Annotated in this window: 13 protein-coding genes; 12 read left to right on the top strand and 1 reads right to left on the bottom strand. The window is 42.7% G+C overall.

The genetic code is table 11. The features are described from left to right. Positions 1–380 precede the first annotated feature (380 nt). The 11 genes from G610_RS0116370 (at position 381) to G610_RS0116320 (ending at position 13,517) form a co-directional block, all read left to right on the top strand. Positions 381–3,053, top strand: coding sequence for a valine--tRNA ligase (locus tag G610_RS0116370; RefSeq protein ID WP_026525628.1), 2,673 nt, complete (start codon positions 381–383; stop codon positions 3,051–3,053). A gap of 14 nt (positions 3,054–3,067) precedes the next feature. After that, positions 3,068–4,468, top strand: a complete 1,401-nt coding sequence (locus tag G610_RS0116365; protein WP_051198072.1) for a bifunctional folylpolyglutamate synthase/dihydrofolate synthase — start codon at positions 3,068–3,070, stop codon at positions 4,466–4,468. Between the two features lie 41 nt (positions 4,469–4,509). Then, positions 4,510–4,680, top strand: a complete 171-nt coding sequence (locus tag G610_RS23355; protein WP_035797783.1) for a hypothetical protein — start codon at positions 4,510–4,512, stop codon at positions 4,678–4,680. Positions 4,681–4,710: 30 nt separating this feature from the next. Then, positions 4,711–6,123 carry a tetratricopeptide repeat protein gene (locus G610_RS0116355; protein ID WP_026525626.1) on the top strand — a complete coding sequence of 471 codons (1,413 nt, stop codon included), beginning with the start codon at positions 4,711–4,713 and terminating at the stop codon, positions 6,121–6,123. A 121-nt stretch (positions 6,124–6,244) separates the two neighbouring features. Then, positions 6,245–7,507 (top strand): MBOAT family O-acyltransferase, encoded by a 1,263-nt coding sequence (locus G610_RS0116350; RefSeq protein ID WP_051198071.1) that lies wholly within the window; start codon positions 6,245–6,247, stop codon positions 7,505–7,507. An 11-nt stretch (positions 7,508–7,518) separates the two neighbouring features. Further along, entirely contained in the window at positions 7,519–8,730 is a 1,212-nt protein-coding gene (locus tag G610_RS22440) for a GDSL-type esterase/lipase family protein (RefSeq protein WP_051198070.1), read from the top strand. An 8-nt stretch (positions 8,731–8,738) separates the two neighbouring features. Further along, entirely contained in the window at positions 8,739–8,993 is a 255-nt protein-coding gene (locus G610_RS0116340) for a hypothetical protein (protein ID WP_026525624.1), read from the top strand. A gap of 23 nt (positions 8,994–9,016) precedes the next feature. Further along, positions 9,017–9,397, top strand: a complete 381-nt coding sequence (locus tag G610_RS0116335) for a RidA family protein (protein WP_026525623.1) — start codon at positions 9,017–9,019, stop codon at positions 9,395–9,397. Between the two features lie 4 nt (positions 9,398–9,401). Beyond that, positions 9,402–10,460, top strand: a complete 1,059-nt coding sequence (locus tag G610_RS0116330; RefSeq protein ID WP_026525622.1) for a tetratricopeptide repeat protein — start codon at positions 9,402–9,404, stop codon at positions 10,458–10,460. 7 nt (positions 10,461–10,467) lie between these two features. Further along, positions 10,468–11,598 carry a D-alanyl-D-alanine carboxypeptidase family protein gene (locus G610_RS0116325; RefSeq protein WP_155831053.1) on the top strand — a complete coding sequence of 377 codons (1,131 nt, stop codon included), beginning with the start codon at positions 10,468–10,470 and terminating at the stop codon, positions 11,596–11,598. 11 nt (positions 11,599–11,609) lie between these two features. Then, positions 11,610–13,517, top strand: a complete 1,908-nt coding sequence (locus tag G610_RS0116320) for a substrate-binding and GGDEF domain-containing protein (protein WP_026525620.1) — start codon at positions 11,610–11,612, stop codon at positions 13,515–13,517. Positions 13,518–13,670: 153 nt separating this feature from the next. Here G610_RS0116320 and G610_RS21380 read toward each other — a convergent pair whose 3' ends face one another. Next, a complete protein-coding gene (locus G610_RS21380) occupies positions 13,671–14,114 on the bottom strand; it encodes a PH domain-containing protein (protein WP_035797782.1) in 444 nt (147 codons plus the stop codon). Between the two features lie 164 nt (positions 14,115–14,278). On the opposite strand from G610_RS21380, the gene G610_RS0116310 reads away from it, so the two are divergent. After that, positions 14,279–15,937 (top strand): sensor domain-containing phosphodiesterase, encoded by a 1,659-nt coding sequence (locus G610_RS0116310; protein WP_026525619.1) that lies wholly within the window; start codon positions 14,279–14,281, stop codon positions 15,935–15,937. Positions 15,938–15,966: the final 29 nt, after the last annotated feature.

Raw genomic sequence — 15,966 nt, 5'->3', positions numbered from 1 at the left:
TATATAATTTATCCAAATTTACGGTTTTTAATACAACAGGTGGTATGTGACCATAAAAAATGACACTCGTGTACATGTGGATAACTCTGTGGAAATTGGGGATTAAATGGAAACTGATATTCCGAGAGCCCCATAAAATGGCTTAATACTCTGGTTTACGATATTATGAATATTGAGTTCATAAAAGTGAGATAGTACTAATTTAGTCAATACAACTATGTAAACCTATCTTGTGCTATGACACGCGTGTCACCACATGAAATAGTTCTCGTAAAAGAGCATATTTTTATTAAGGAAATCGCTGTTACATTGACAAAGATTTCTTATTTTAATATTATTGAACAGAATATCTAAACGCATATTAAAGAGGTTATCGAATTATGAGAAAAGAACTCGCAAAGACGTACGACCCCAAAGGGATTGAGGACAGATTATATAAGAAGTGGGAGGATAATAAGTACTTCCACGCTGAGGTGGATGAGACTAAGAAGCCTTTTACAATAGTCATTCCGCCGCCGAATATCACCGGTAAGCTTCACATGGGCCATGCCTTTGATAACACATTGCAGGATATCCTTATCCGCTATAAGAGAATGCAGGGCTACAATGCACTTTGGATGCCCGGAACTGATCATGCTTCTATTGCTACAGAGGTTAAGATCATCGACACTCTTAAGGAAGAAGGCATTGATAAGAGAGATCTTGGAAGAGAGAAATTCCTTGAGCGTGCCTGGGAGTGGAAAAAGGAATACGGCGGAACAATCATTTCCCAGCTTAAGAAGCTTGGTTCTTCCTGTGACTGGGACAGAGAGCGTTTCACAATGGACGAGGGCTGTAATGAGGCCGTTACAGAAGTTTTCTGTAAGATGCATGAGAAAGGCTACATATATAAGGGAAGCAGAATCGTAAACTGGTGCCCTGTATGTAAGACTTCTATTTCTGATGCCGAGGTTGAGTACGAGGAACAGGCAGGCCACTTATGGCACATCAAATATCCTGTAATTGATGAGGATGGAACTGTTTCAAAGACAGAGTTCATAGAATTTGCCACAACACGTCCTGAGACCATGCTTGGTGATACAGCTGTTGCGGTTAATCCCGATGATGACAGATATAAGAGCTTCAAGGGTAAGAAGGTTCTTCTTCCTATAGTAAACAGAGAACTTCCTATCGTTGAAGATAATTATGTAGATATGGAATTCGGTACCGGCGTAGTTAAGATCACTCCCGGCCATGACCCTAACGACTTTGAGGTTGGTAAGAGACATAACCTTGAGGAGATCAACATCCTTAATGATGACGCTACCATCAATGCAAACGGTGGCAAGTTCGAGGGAATGGATCGCTATGCTGCAAGAGAAGCCATCGTTAAGGAACTTGACGAGATGGGCCTTCTTGTTAAGATCGAGGACTATTCTCATAATGTAGGTACACATGACCGTTGCCATACAACAGTTGAGCCTATGATCAAGGCACAGTGGTTCGTTAAGATGGACGAGCTAATTAAGCCTGCATCCAATGCTGTTAAGGATGGCACAATCAAGCTTATTCCTTCCAGAATGGAGAAGACATACTTCAACTGGACTGACAATATCCGTGACTGGTGTATTTCAAGACAGCTCTGGTGGGGACACAGAATCCCCGCATACTACTGCGATAAGTGCGGTGAGACAGTTGTTGCCAAGGAAGCACCCAAGGTTTGCCCTAAGTGCGGACATGAGCATTTCACTCAGGATCCCGATACACTTGATACATGGTTTTCATCAGCTCTTTGGCCTTTTGAGACTCTTGGATGGCCTCATGACACCAAAGAACTTAAATATTTCTTCCCTACAGACGTACTTGTAACAGGTTATGACATTATCTTCTTCTGGGTAATCAGAATGATCTTCTCAAGCTACGAGCAGATGGGAACATATCCTTTCAAGACAGTTCTTTTCCACGGTCTTATCAGAGACTCTCAGGGTAGAAAGATGAGTAAGTCTCTCGGTAACGGAATTGATCCGCTTGAAGTTATTGAGAATTACGGTGCTGATGCTCTCAGACTTACAATCGTTACAGGTAATGCACCCGGTAATGACATGCGTTTCTATAATGAAAGAGTAGAGAACAGCCGTAACTTTGCAAATAAGGTTTGGAACGCATCCAGATTTATCATGATGAACATGGGTGAGGATGCTAAGAGCGCAATTCACCAGCCCATGCCCGAAGGTCTTGAGCCTGTAGATCACTGGATCCTTTCAAGACTTAACAACACTATCCGTGAAGTAACAGAGAACATGGATAAGTTCGAGCTTGGAATCGCAGTTCAGAAGGTTTATGACTTCATCTGGGAAGAGTTCTGCGACTGGTACATCGAGATGGTTAAGCCCCGTCTCTACAATTCTGACGATAAGAAGTCACACGAGGCAGCACTCTGGACACTTCAGACAGTGCTTATTAACAGCCTTAAGCTTCTTCATCCTTATATGCCTTTCGTTACAGAAGAAATCTTCTGCACACTTCAGGACGAGGAGGAGTCAATCATGATCTCCAACTGGCCTGAGTATAAGGAAGAGTGGAACTATGCTTCCGATGAGAAGGCAATTGAGACCATTAAGGAGGCCGTAAGAGGTATCCGTAATGTCCGCACACAGATGAATGTTGCTCCTTCAAGAAAAGCACAGGTATTTGTAGTTTCAGATAATGAGGAAGCTCTTGATATCTTCCGTACAGGTAAGCTTTTCTTTGAGACACTGGGAAGCGCATCCGAGTCAGTATGTCAGAATGACAAGACAGGTATTCCTGAAGATGCAGTTTCAGTAGTTCTTGCAGATGCTACTATTTACATTCCTTTCTCAGATCTTGTTGATATTTCAGCTGAGATCGAGCGTCTTGAGAAGGAGATGAAGAAGCTTGAAGGTGAGCTTAAGAGATCACAGAATATGCTCACTAACGAGAAGTTCCTTTCCAAGGCTCCCGCTGAGAAGATTGAGGAAGAAAAGGCTAAGCAGCAGAAGTACGAGCAGACTTATGCACAGGTGCAGGAGAGACTGGCTCAGCTTAAGAAGTAATAACAGGTGTGGTAATGAAAGACGAGCTTACAAACCGCATCGAAGACATAATGAGTCTTTTAGATGCCGGAGAGAAACCCCGCTTTTATGAGTGCGAGCAGTTTATCGAACTGATACCTGCATTTACCGAGAAACATTCTGTAGAAGAGACCAGGGAATTCCTTGAATACATGGGAAGCCCTGACCTGAATATGAAGATCATTCATGTGGCAGGTACTAACGGAAAAGGTTCTGTTTGCAATTATCTCTCAGAGATTCTGAGGCAGGCAGGCTTTTCCGTGGGAATGTTTACTTCACCGCATCTTGTAAAGCTTACGGAGCGCTTTTGCATTAACGGAAAGCCCATTGAGGATAATACTTTCTGTGATATATTTGCTAAGCTCCTTACGAGCATAAAAGGGTATAAAACGGGAGAATACTTCCCTACATATTTCGAGTTCCTGTTCTTTATGGCTATGGAGCTTTATAGCGAACACCCTGTGGATTTTCTGGTGCTCGAGACAGGACTTGGCGGAAGGCTGGATGCTACCAACAGCATACATGAGCCTATACTTGATGTGATAACTGAGATAGGCATGGACCACATGCAGTATCTTGGAAATACAATTTCGGAGATTGCCGCTGAAAAAGCAGGAATTATACGAAATAACGTTCCTCTTGTTTTCCTTAATAAAAGAGAGAACAGTACAGAGGTAATAGAAAAAAGAGCACAGGAAATGGGAGCTAAGGTTTATCGTGTTGAGCCAAAGTTTCTCTATGATATTGTGCCTACGCCCGATGAATCAGGTAATATTTGCATTGATTTTTCCTATGAATCTCAGTATGATAATTATTGCGGTCTCAGACTGCAAACTATTGCGAAATTTCAGACAGAAAATGCTGCAATATCGATAATGTGTACTCGGGCATTGAGGGATCTTGGAATAAAGATTTCCGAAGATGATATTCGTTTTGGCTTGAAAAAGGCCAAATGGGGTGGAAGAATGGAGCTTATTCTTCCCGGAATATATGTTGATGGTGCCCACAATGTAGATGGAATGGATGCTTTCCTTGAAAGTGCTAAGGAAGTACCCTGCAACAGGTACAGATATTTACTTTTCGGTGCCGTATCAGACAAGCAGTACCATCTTATGATCAGGAAAATACTTGAGAGCAGGTTGTTCGACAGAGTATATATTGCAGTTCTTGATACTTCCAGATCAGCCTCAGAATCACAGCTTCGTGCTGCGATTGCGTCCGAGACATCCAGATTTGAGGATGCCTTGAATATCCGTTTTTCATATTATGACGGTGTAAAGGATGCACTTATGGATATTCTTACGGACAGGGGAGCCGGCGATGTTGTATTTGCTGCCGGATCTTTATATCTTGTTGGGCAGGTCAGAGAGACACTTGGCATTTTGCCCGGCAACTAATTTGTTTTATCAGATGTAAAAGGTATGAGGGAGCTTTAGAAATGATCAATTTTGAAAATGAACTTAAGAAGTTCAGGCCCAGCCTGGAGATAGAGGATGCTGAGGAGATCATCTATAACCAGGATTTGGACGACATGGCAGATGTCCTTGTCAGCCTTCTGAAGGATGCCAAGGCAGAGGAAACAAATCGTCAGATGCGCAGTCGTTCATGATTTAATTAGAAAAGGGGCTTTCTTCTTATTATGAAATGCTATAAATGTGGAGCAGAGCTCACAAGCCGCGAGTATTGTCCTAACTGCGGCGCGGGAGTAAAGGTATATAAGCGCATAATCGCTCTTTCCAACCGCTATTATAATGAGGGATTAGAGAGAGCAGAAGTGCGTAATATGTCAGGGGCCATCGAATCCCTGCATCAAAGTCTAAAACTCAATAAGAGTAACATTCAGGCCAGAAACCTTTTAGGACTGGTCTATTATGAGACCGGTGAAGTCGTTGCTGCCCTTAGTGAATGGGTTATCAGTAAGAACCTTAAGAGCGAGGACAACTCAGCAGATGACTACATGGACATGGTACGTAATGATCCTTCAAGACTCGAAGTTTTCAATCAGACAATAAAAAAATACAATATAGCACTGAACTATTGCCACCAGGACAGCCTGGATATGGCAGTTATTCAGCTAAAAAAAGTACTTTCGATGAACCCCGGTTTTATCAGGGCCCATCTTCTTTTAGCGCTTCTTTATCTGAACAACGGCAGTTATGCCAAGGCCAAAACAGAGGCGGAGAAGAGTCTTAAGCTCGATACCGGCAACGTAATGGCAGCCCGCTATCTCAAGGAAGCTGAGAGCATGATGCTTCCTCAGGATCTTAAGGCTTCAGAGGAGAATAAGAAATCAGGTAATGATATTGTCAGATATACCAGAGACAATGAGACCATCATTCAGCCTGTTAGACAGAATGTCTTTACTAAGAGCGGATCAATATGGGGAATAGTTTTGGGAGTTGTTCTTGGAGTAGCAGCAGCTAATTTCCTTATTTTGCCCGCAAGAATACAGAAAATGAATGCCAATTACAAGACTCAGATCTCAGAAATAAGTGAAGAGTCTGATTCAAAATCAGCCAAGATGGGTGAGTATGAGCAGCAGATAGGAACACTTCAGGCCCAGATTGATGAGCTTCAAAACGAGATAAGCTCATATCAGGGCGCAGATACACCTGCTTCAGTAGGTAATAATCTTATGGAGGCAGCTTCACTGTATCTTGCTGATCAGACCAATATCGAAGGAATTGAGGAGCAGCTTAAGGATGTGGATATCGACAACCTCGGTGATGAAGCATCTACGCAGTTCATGGACCTCTACAATGGTCTTATGACATTTGTGGGAGCTGATCTTTCACAGCGAAGCTATGCTGTGGGCTATGATGCATACAGGAACGGTGATTATGAAACTGCGATTCCTGCACTGATCAAGGCATTCCAGTACGATAACACCAACGTTGATGCGCTGTACAATCTCGGTAACTCTTATTATGAGAGTGGAGATACAGACAATGCTAAGGTCATTTACGACCAGGTAATCAATAACTTTGAGGATACCAGAAGCGCATCATCAGCAGAAACAAAGTTGGCTGAGATAAACAATGCTACAGATTAACGCGAATATGATCAATTTTTCGGATTTATCATTTATATTTAGATTTTTACCGATATTTCTGATTGTGTATTATGCTGTGCCTTACCGCTTCAGGAGTATTTTCCTGTCGGTGGGCTCCCTGGTGTTTTATGCAATTGGAGATATCAGGAGTTTAGGGATATTTGCAGCTGCAATAGTTGTGAATTATTTGTTGTCTCTGCAATGTCTTTCTAAAAATAAGAAGTTCTTATATCTGTCAGTTCTGCTGGATGCGGGAGTTCTTATGGCCTTTAAGCTGCTTGTGCAGTTTGGCCGTGTTAGCGCTCTTCCGCTTGGTATCAGCTTCTTCACATTCAAAATGATCTCATATCAGGTTGACTGCTATAAGGGATTGATCAAAAAAAGGCCGGCGTTCTTTTCAGCACTGGCTTATTTTTCGTTATTCCCCCAGGTTATCTCCGGCCCTATCATGCGCTATGACTACTATGAGAAAAATGAGGCCATATCCGGTAAAAAGGAGATGTTTTTGCTTTTCAGAGACAGGCTCCCCATGTATCTATGCAGAATAGAGAGCGGTTTATTCTGGTTTTCACTGGGATTTGGCATGAAGATACTTATTGCCGATTACATGGCTATGATGTGGAATGAGATCGGAACCATAGGATATGAGAGCATTTCCACACCTCTGGCGTGGCTTGGAGCAGTGTGCTATTCCCTGAATCTGTATTTCGATTTCTGGGGATATTCACTTATGGCTGCAGGTGTAGGTGTGGCTCTTGGATTTCCTTTTGTACAGAACTTCAATCATCCCTACGTGGCAGGAAGCGTCAGCGATTTCTACAGAAGGTGGCATATGACCCTGGGCTCCTGGTTTAAGGATTATGTGTACATTCCATTTGGCGGAAGTAAAAAAGGAACAAAACGTACAGTTTTAAATCTTTTTATTGTATGGCTGTTAACGGGAATATGGCATGGCATTACACCGAACTTCTTTATCTGGAGCGGATCCCTTCTTTTGATGATACTTGCAGAGAAGTTTGTTTTATCTAAGAGCAAGGGACTGATGGCAGTAATTGGAAGAATCAACGTGCTTGTGCTTGTACCCCTTACATGGGTGGTATTTGCGCTTAATTCATTCACGGATATCGCCAACTATTTCGGACGACTTTTCCCCTTTTTCGGAGTCGGAGTTGCAGTGAATCCCGGAGACTTTGCTAAGTTCACGGATAGATATGGTATGTTTATGATTGCAGGACTTGTACTTCTTGTTCCGCTGTTTTTTGAATTTGTTAAGGAAAACAGGAAAAGCCCTGTTATAAAAATATTGGTATTTGCACTCTTTGTTGTGTGTGCATGTATTTCATCTACTAAGGCGGGCAATCCGTTCTTGTATTTTAATTTTTGAGGTAGTGTATTTTGAAAAAACTCTCAAAGTATCTGCTTACTATATTGGTGTTGTTGTTCTACATACTGACAACTGCTGATTCAATATTGGGAAAAGATACTCAGTACGGAGAAATTGAATATGATCCACAGGCAGCCCCAGTGATGTCGCTGACACTTCGTAGTCTCTTTGACGGCAATCAGCCTTATCTTGTGGCTCTTGCAAATAATGTGATGGGTACCGGCAATGGGACGCTGTCACAGAACCCTGAGAGCGAAGCTCAGAATGAGGATGTAGTGACCGCTGATGGATCTGAGCAGCAGATATCAGATGGTTCTGAGCAGACTGATGTAGCTGAAGCAGATGCGCAGCAGACTGAGAATGCAGAACAGCTGACAGAAGAGCAATCTGTAGAGGAACAGCCTTCAGAGGAAGCCATGGGAGAGCAGCAGAATCCCGCAGAGGGTGAGAATCCTGAAGCTACTGAGACTCAGGCAGAGGGCGAGCAGCCAGCAGAGAATCAGGAAGCGCCTGCAGAGGGCGAACAGACGGCAGAGAGCCAGGAAGCACCTGCAGAGGAGGCACCTGTAGAAGAGGTAGAACCTGAACCGCCTGTTTATCAGATTGCATCCGTGGATGATGATTATTTCTGCGATGCGCTCTTTATTGGCGATTCCAGAACAGTTGGACTTTCGGAGTATTGTCAGGAGCTCATGGACAGATCCACCTTCTATGCCAAGATTTCTCTCACTATTTATGATTTTGAGAAAAAGTCCTTTGTAAAACTTGAAGATAATTCTGAAAAAATTACAATTGCACAGGCGCTAGAGCAGAAGAAATTTGGTAAAATATATATTATGCTCGGTCTTAACGAGCTTGGCGGCGGAACACCTGAATCCTTCGGGGAAGCATACGGGAACGTAGTTAACAGAATAAGAGAGCTGCAACCCGATGCGCAGATATATATTCAGGGCATAATGCATGTAACCGCTGCGAAGAGTAATAAAGACAAGGTATTTAAGAATGACCGCATAAATGAGCGCAACCAGGTAATTGCGCAGCTAGCGGACAATCAGCACATTTTTTATATTGATATGAATGAAGCCACTGATGATGAGAACGGAGCACTTACTCAGGATCTTTCATTTGATAACATACATTTGAAAGCAAAATCTTATGCATTATGGTATGATTATTTGAAAAACCATGCTTATGTAATTGCAGATAATGTGGCTACGGAGTAGATAGTAAAATGGTTAGAGAAATGGTTTTTAAGATGGAACGCCCAGGACTTTTGAAGGAGGGCGATGAGATCACGGTGACGGAGGGAGAACTCCCCAGTAATGTGTATTACACCATTGATCCTTCCCTTGCAATGTCAGGGAATTTTCCCTTCAGGGAGAGAATGTCCATGAGACAGGGCGTTGTTCTTAATGTGGAAGAGAATGCCAGGGGATTCTATGTTACAGCAGCATTCGATTCTGAAAAGCAAAAAGAGAATACATAATTTTTTTAACGGAGGTATGAAAAATGCAGAAAATCGTTACAGACAAGGCACCCGCAGCAATCGGACCCTATTCACAGGCTATAAAGGCAGGTAATTTCCTTTATGCTTCAGGACAGATTCCAATCAATCCCGCAACAGGTGAGATTGAAGGAGATGATGTTACAGCTCAGGCTGATCTTGTTTGCAAGAATATTGGGGAGATTTTAAAGGCAGCAGGTACAGACTACGAGCACGTAGTAAAGACAAGCTGCTTCCTTGCTGAGATGGCAGATTTTGGTGCTTTCAATGCAGTATATGAGAAATATTTCACAGGCAAGCCTGCAAGAAGCTGTGTTGCAGTTAAGCAGCTTCCCAAGGACGTATTGTGTGAAGTAGAGGTAATAGCATATCTTGGCGAGGACTAAGTAAATGTTATACAGGAAAATGGCAAAGACCATTATGCTCACCGCAGGTTTAGCCATGCTTTGCGGATGCGGTCCGGCACTTAAGCATGGTAATGTTGACTCTGCGCTTTTGCATATTCAAAACCTTGAATATGATGAGGCCAGGGAGAGCCTTGAAGCTGCGGAGAAGGCTGAAGAGGATGTACATCTCCTTAGCAGGGCAAAGGGAATCCTGTACAGGAACCTCGGTGATTACGATAATGCTGTCACCGAGTTTCTTAAATCTCTGGCATCAACAGATGGAATTGCCAGAGATATGGATTTCGATACGAACTACTATCTTGCGGATACCTATATCAAGCAGGGGAAATATGCCGAGGCCATACAGGTATATGACGCAATTTTAGGACTTCGTAAGAAGGAAAAAGACGCCTATTACATGCGCGGTGTTGCTAAGCTTTACAGCCAGGATCATGATGGAGCGACGATAGATTTTAATAAAGCAATAACAATTTCACCCAAGGATTACGATCTTAGGATCATGATTTACAAGGCACTTTCAGCCAACGGGTACGAGGATGAAGGCGCTGCGATTCTGGAATCATGTCTGAATAATGTTGATCCCAACATGACCAATTATGAAAAGGGACAGATTTCGTATTATCTTGGGAATAATGCGGATGCTCAGAGTTATTTGGAGCTGGCCAGAAATGAGAGAGATGCGCAGAAGGCACCTATTGTGGTTCTGCTTGGTCAAACAGGGGAAAAGCAGGGCGACTATAACTATGCCATCAGCGTTTATAAGACTTTTCTGGCAGAGGATCCCAATCATCCCGACATATACAATCAGCTTGGTTTATGTCAGGTGAAAATGGGGGATTACGATAATGCTGTCAGCTCATTTGAGGCAGGACTTTCACTGGGGAACAGTGAATATCATCAGTCACTTATGCTAAATGAGATAACAGCTTATGAGTATGCCGGCGATTTTGCACAGGCAAAAGCATTAATGGAAAAATACAGGAAGGCGTATCCGGATGATGCGGATGCGATAAGAGAGGAGATATTCCTTTCGACAAGGTAATTTGATTTTGGGTAAGAATGGATATAGAAATTTAGACAGCAGCTACTATATAAGGAGAAAGCCGCGTAAAAAGAAAAATAAGGGGTTATTTGTTCTTTTTGGAATACTGGCAGTTCTGTTTGTGGTTACAGTGGGCGTTGTGGCCTACAAGCTTATCAGTAAAAAAACAAGTGAAGGTCCTGAGGTGGTTTCCATCAAGGAAGAGATACCGGAAGTGGACCTTTCTCCGGAGGAACCGGTAAAGGAACAGGTTGCAGAGGATGAGGAACCGGAAGCGCAACAGGAAGAGGAGCCGGAGCTTTCTCCGGAGGTTGCAAGCTTCTGCAAGGGCTATGAAGTTACGACCAGCGGTTCTGTTTCAAATATTGTAAGTGAAGATGTTATCAGTGAGAATGCGATTCTTATTGATGTGGACAAGGGAGAGGTCATTGCAAAAAAGGCAGCGGATGCCACAATTTCGCCTGCTTCAATGACAAAGATCATGACCATTCTTGTGGCAGCAGAGCATGTGACAGATCTTGATGATACCTTTACTATCACAAGGGATATCACTGATTATTCTTTTTCAAATGATTGCAGTATCGTGGGCTTTGATGTGGATGAAGTGGTTACCGTAAGAGATCTTATGTACGGAACAATACTTCCATCCGGAGCTGATGCGGGAATTGCACTGGCAACCTATGTTGCAGGCTCGCATGAAGCTTTTGTAGATATGATGAACGATAAGCTTGCTGAGCTTGGGCTTGCAGACACAGCACACTTTACCAACTGTGTCGGGATCTATGACGAGAATCACTATTGCACCCTTACGGATATGGCTATGATCCTTAAGGCAGCAGTTGAGAACGATCTTGCAAGAGAGATACTCTCTGCACACACATATACAACCACAGCTACAGAGCAGCATCCGGAAGGAATTACCATCTCCAACTGGTTCCTTAGAAGAATCGAGGATAAGGAGACCAACGGAGAAGTGCTCTGCGCCAAGACCGGTTTCGTTAACCAGTCAGGTTGCTGCGCAGCCAGCTATTCAATCTCCAATTCAGGCGGACACTATATCTGTGTTTCAGCTAATGCCTGGAGCTCCTGGAGATGTATCTATGATCAGGTCGCAATCTACGAACAGTATTTATCATAGAGGTGAATGCCATGGACAATATTCTTTTAAATGGGAAAAAGAACATTGGCGTATTTTTTAACTGTTCCGAGGTAAGATTTCAGAAGAGATTTTGCCGGGCACTTGCCAATACGGCGAGAAAAAAGGATTATAATCTTCTCTTTTTCATTGCATTTGAGGTCATTGATGATGAGAGTGATTTCAATAAGATGAATGAGAAGGTTATTAAATTCGCGCCCATCGAGAGTCTCGATGCGGTGATTATTGCTTATGATACCTTCGACAGACCGGAGATCAGACAGATGCTTGAGGATGAGATACGAAGCAGAGCCACCTGCCCCGTTATCAGCTTCAGAGAAAAATATAAAGATTTTCTCAGCATCTTAAGTAATGCAAATGATGCCATAGTAAATGTGGTCAATCATCTTGCTGATTGTCATAATTGCAAAAATATCATGTTCATGGCGGGTTACCCTGCCCATTACGACAGTAATGAGAGACTTGAAAAATATAAGCTTGCAATGAAGGAAAAGGGACTTCCCATCTACGAGAATTCTATTTTCCATGCAGATATGTGGCGTTTCAAGGGCGAAGAAGCATTCCAGTACTTCTTTTCAGATCCCGAACACATTCCCGATGCAGTAATATGTGCTAACGATTACATGGCAAGAGCACTTTGTACAGTTGCTATTGACCATGGCCTTCGCATACCCGAAGACCTGAAGGTTACAGGTGTTGATGATATTTCTGAGGCTATTGAATATCATCCTACCCTGACAACAGTCAGCGTTGATATTGAAGGAATGGCAGAGTGTACCATTGATCTTGCCGACAAGCTTATCAGGAAGGTCTATGTTAAGACACCTAATTCTGTTCCTGCCAAGATCATGTACAGAGAGAGCTGCGGATGCAATGGTGAAGAAGTAATTGAAACCCATCAGCAGCAGCTCAATCAATACTATGAGAGAGTAAGTCACCTTTTGGGACAGCCTCATAACCAGACCATGCTGCAGATAGATCTAGATAGCAGCAACTCTATTGAGGAGCTTCTTGATACCATACAAAAACACATCAATCTTGTGGTAGATCATAAATCCCTTTTTATATGCCTCTCAGGACATAAGAATGCCAACAATGGACGCATATTTGAAGAAGATATCACAGATGAGGTTGAGCCTGTCTTTGGCTACAGAGACGGAAAGAGAATAAACTTTAACACCAAGGTATTTAATAAAAATAACCTCTTAACCTTTGAAGCCTTCGATGATGACAAGCCAAGAACGCTGTATTTTTCACTGCTCCATGACAGCACCAGATGCTTTGGTTTTGTTGTATCGGAATTTGAAAGCCTCAGTGATACAGTAGATCAGTATTATTTTGACTGGATATTGAAGCTGTCACTTGCATTCAATAAGCTCTATATTGCATCAGAGCTAAGGTGTCTCCTTGCCCAGACACAGCAGAAGAGTATGACTGACTTCATGACTGATATGAGCAACAGACGAAGCTTTGATGTGTGGATGAATAAAAACATCGATGAGTGGATAAAGACCGGCCAGGAGCTGGTATTTATGACTATTGATTTGGACGGACTAAAGAAGATAAATGATGCTTATGGTCATGAAACCGGCGACGAAGCCATTATCATGATCGCAGATGTCATCAAGAAATATTGCCCGGAGAATGGTCATTGTTCCAGAATGGGCGGAGACGAATTCCTTCTTGTTTATCCATACTCTGAGATGAAGCCCAAGAAGATGGCAGCTAAACTGGAGAAGCATATCGAAGAAAAAAGTAAGGATGAATCCGTAAAGTTCGATCTGGAGGTATCAATTGGCTGGTATCAGTCAGTTCTTACCAAGGAATCCGATGTGGAAAGGTGCCTGTCAGAAAGTGATTCAAGAATGTACGAAGTAAAGAAAAAGCATCACGCATCCTAAAATAAAAAAGATTTCGTTCGCGAAATAAGATTAAAAATATCCCGCAGATACTAAGTAACACAAATCAATGTGTTCTGCATAGTACCTGCGGGATTTTTAGTTTTAGTAAAGAACCCAAATGGTTAAGCTACTACATTAAGTTCTGTCGTTCCATCAGTCGTTAAGATCGTCTGTATCAAGTGATCCGTCCTCTGCAGCAAAGCCGATATCCTGCATATTAACGGTACGTCTGCGAAGGCGGGCACGCTCAGATTCCTGATTGATGAAATCCTTTATCTCGCGGCCGTGCTTTATATTTTTCATTACAATGGTCTTGTCGGTAACATCAGAAGTGAAGCAGGTTATGGTTGAAAGACCAAATAACCTCTGAAGAAAAGATCTTTTTAATTCCACGTCGCTTATTCTGTACATGAAGCAGTCATCCTCAGTGATGCTAAGGAATCCAGAAACTATAGTCAGCTCATTGTTGTAAAGCTCATAGTGCTTGAAGGGCCACGGAATTCCGAAAAACAGAAGCCTTCCGTATTCTTTGTATTGAAGATCTCCTTTTGCGAGAATAGAAGCCTGATTCTGTGCTTCGTTAGAAATTTTTGCCATTATAACCTCCCAAAATCCGTTTTGTTTTTTTAATTCGGCTCATCATCTGCAATGCGGATATCAAAATGCAAAAACAGTTGATAGAGTCTGAAGAAAAAACTATAATTTTTATCAGTATAACATAATTATTTACGTTTATCATCGTTTGTGGAGGATGCGTCTTTATGGCGGAAAAACAGGGGCCTTATGATACTATAAGCAAAATCTATGACACTTTTGCGGTTACATCTAAGAGCAGATATTCTTATGTGTATGATATTGAGAAAAACATGGCCAGGTGGTCTGAGAATGCCGTAAAGTATTTCGGATTACCCGGGGAGTTTGTGTACAAGGCAGATCAGGTCTGGGAAGTGCACGTTCATCCCGAGGACAGGGAGACCTACAGAGAACATCTGGCGGTGGCTTTTTCAGGAAACAGGGTTAACCCCAGCTTCGAATATCGTGCCCGCAATAAGAACGGCGAATATGTTGCCTGCTCCTGCAAGGGTGTTGTTATCAAGGATTATTCGGGTAAAGCAGCCTTCTATGCCTGCTCACTAATAAATAAAGGTATCGTTGATACCACAGATCCTATCAGCGGATTGTCCAATCACTACGAGATGCTGAACTACATGCACAGGCTTGAGACTCTCCAGGAAAAATACATTCTGCTTGTTGTAAATGTAATTGATTTTGGTGATATTAACAGGCTTTACGGCTACATGTTCGGAAACAGAATGCTGAAATCCATGGCTGAATATCTCCAGTCCGAGGTTGGAGAAAAGGGGCATGTTTACAGAGGAGACGGTACTATTCTCGGAGTATGTACCACCAAGATGACTCTTGAAGAGATAAAGCTTCTCTATCAGAGAATGCGCCAGTATGTAAGGCAGAGCATCAAGGTAGGAACCAGCAGCGTATCTGCTGAGCTTGGAGGCGGCGTTATTGTGGCTGATGAACCGGGAGTTGATGTACACGCGGTTTACACAAGTGCCAAGTACGCCCTTGATTATTCCAAGAGAAGAAAACATGGAAATCTGATCATTTTCCATAATAACGAGCTTGATAACAATAAGAGCACCATTGAACTTGTGGCAGCTGTTAGAGAGTCGGTTCTTGATCACTGCAAGGGCTTTTATCTGAACTATCAGCCTATAATTGCCAAAAAGGATGGAAGGCTTACGGGAGCTGAGGTTCTCCTTAGATGGAACATGCAGCCCTACGGCGATGTTTCTCCAAGTGAATTCATCCCATGGCTTGAGCAGGATGAATCCTTCTATGCTCTTGGCACATGGGTTCTCGACAGAGCCATGAAGGACGGACTTGAGATATTAAAGGATCATCCGGATTTTTATCTCAGCATTAATCTAGCCTATATGCAGCTAGAGCGAAGCGATTTCAGAACTACCATAGTAGAGCTTCTAAGGAGCAACAGATTCCCCGGAACAGCTCTGTGTATTGAGCTTTCAAATGTGACAAGGGATATTAACTTTGACTATTTAAAGAGCCAGGTCATTTTCCTTAAGTCCTGCGGAATCAGAATAGCTCTTGATGTAAGCGACTTTACGACACTGGATCTTGCAACGTCTCTGCCTCTTAATATCATTAAGTTGGGGCAGGAGATCACAGAGAATATTACCAAGAACCCTCTTAGCAGACACATGGCTGAAGCAATCACCGGTTTTGCGGTCAACATGAATATGAGTGTGTGCGCGACGGGTATCGGTAACGAGGACACAGCAGAGCGCATCCTTGATTATCCTGTGGATGATTATCAGGGCTATTATTACGCAATGCCTGTTGCCTTGGATGAATTTAAGAAGCTGGAAATCTATAACAAATAATTAAGACTCCCTTATTCAATAGTGAATAG

The organism is Butyrivibrio sp. MB2005, from assembly GCF_000424285.1.
Classification (GTDB): domain Bacteria; phylum Bacillota; class Clostridia; order Lachnospirales; family Lachnospiraceae; genus Butyrivibrio.
The sequence above is the reverse complement of the archived record's forward strand: the minus strand, read 5'-3'. Positions and strand labels throughout refer to the sequence as shown.

Bases quoted from the DNA above. Each gene is read 5' to 3' on its own strand.
- G610_RS0116370 (WP_026525628.1), top strand. From the start codon at position 381: ATGAGAAAAGAACTCGCAAAGACGTACGACCCCAAAGGGATTGAGGAC.
- G610_RS0116365 (WP_051198072.1), top strand. From the start codon at position 3,068: ATGAAAGACGAGCTTACAAACCGCATCGAAGACATAATGAGTCTTTTA.
- G610_RS23355 (WP_035797783.1), top strand. From the start codon at position 4,510: ATGATCAATTTTGAAAATGAACTTAAGAAGTTCAGGCCCAGCCTGGAG.
- G610_RS0116355 (WP_026525626.1), top strand. From the start codon at position 4,711: ATGAAATGCTATAAATGTGGAGCAGAGCTCACAAGCCGCGAGTATTGT.
- G610_RS0116340 (WP_026525624.1), top strand. From the start codon at position 8,739: ATGGTTAGAGAAATGGTTTTTAAGATGGAACGCCCAGGACTTTTGAAG.
- G610_RS0116335 (WP_026525623.1), top strand. From the start codon at position 9,017: ATGCAGAAAATCGTTACAGACAAGGCACCCGCAGCAATCGGACCCTAT.
- G610_RS0116330 (WP_026525622.1), top strand. From the start codon at position 9,402: ATGTTATACAGGAAAATGGCAAAGACCATTATGCTCACCGCAGGTTTA.
- G610_RS0116320 (WP_026525620.1), top strand. From the start codon at position 11,610: ATGGACAATATTCTTTTAAATGGGAAAAAGAACATTGGCGTATTTTTT.
- G610_RS21380 (WP_035797782.1), bottom strand. From the start codon at position 14,114: ATGGCAAAAATTTCTAACGAAGCACAGAATCAGGCTTCTATTCTCGCA.
- G610_RS0116310 (WP_026525619.1), top strand. From the start codon at position 14,279: ATGGCGGAAAAACAGGGGCCTTATGATACTATAAGCAAAATCTATGAC.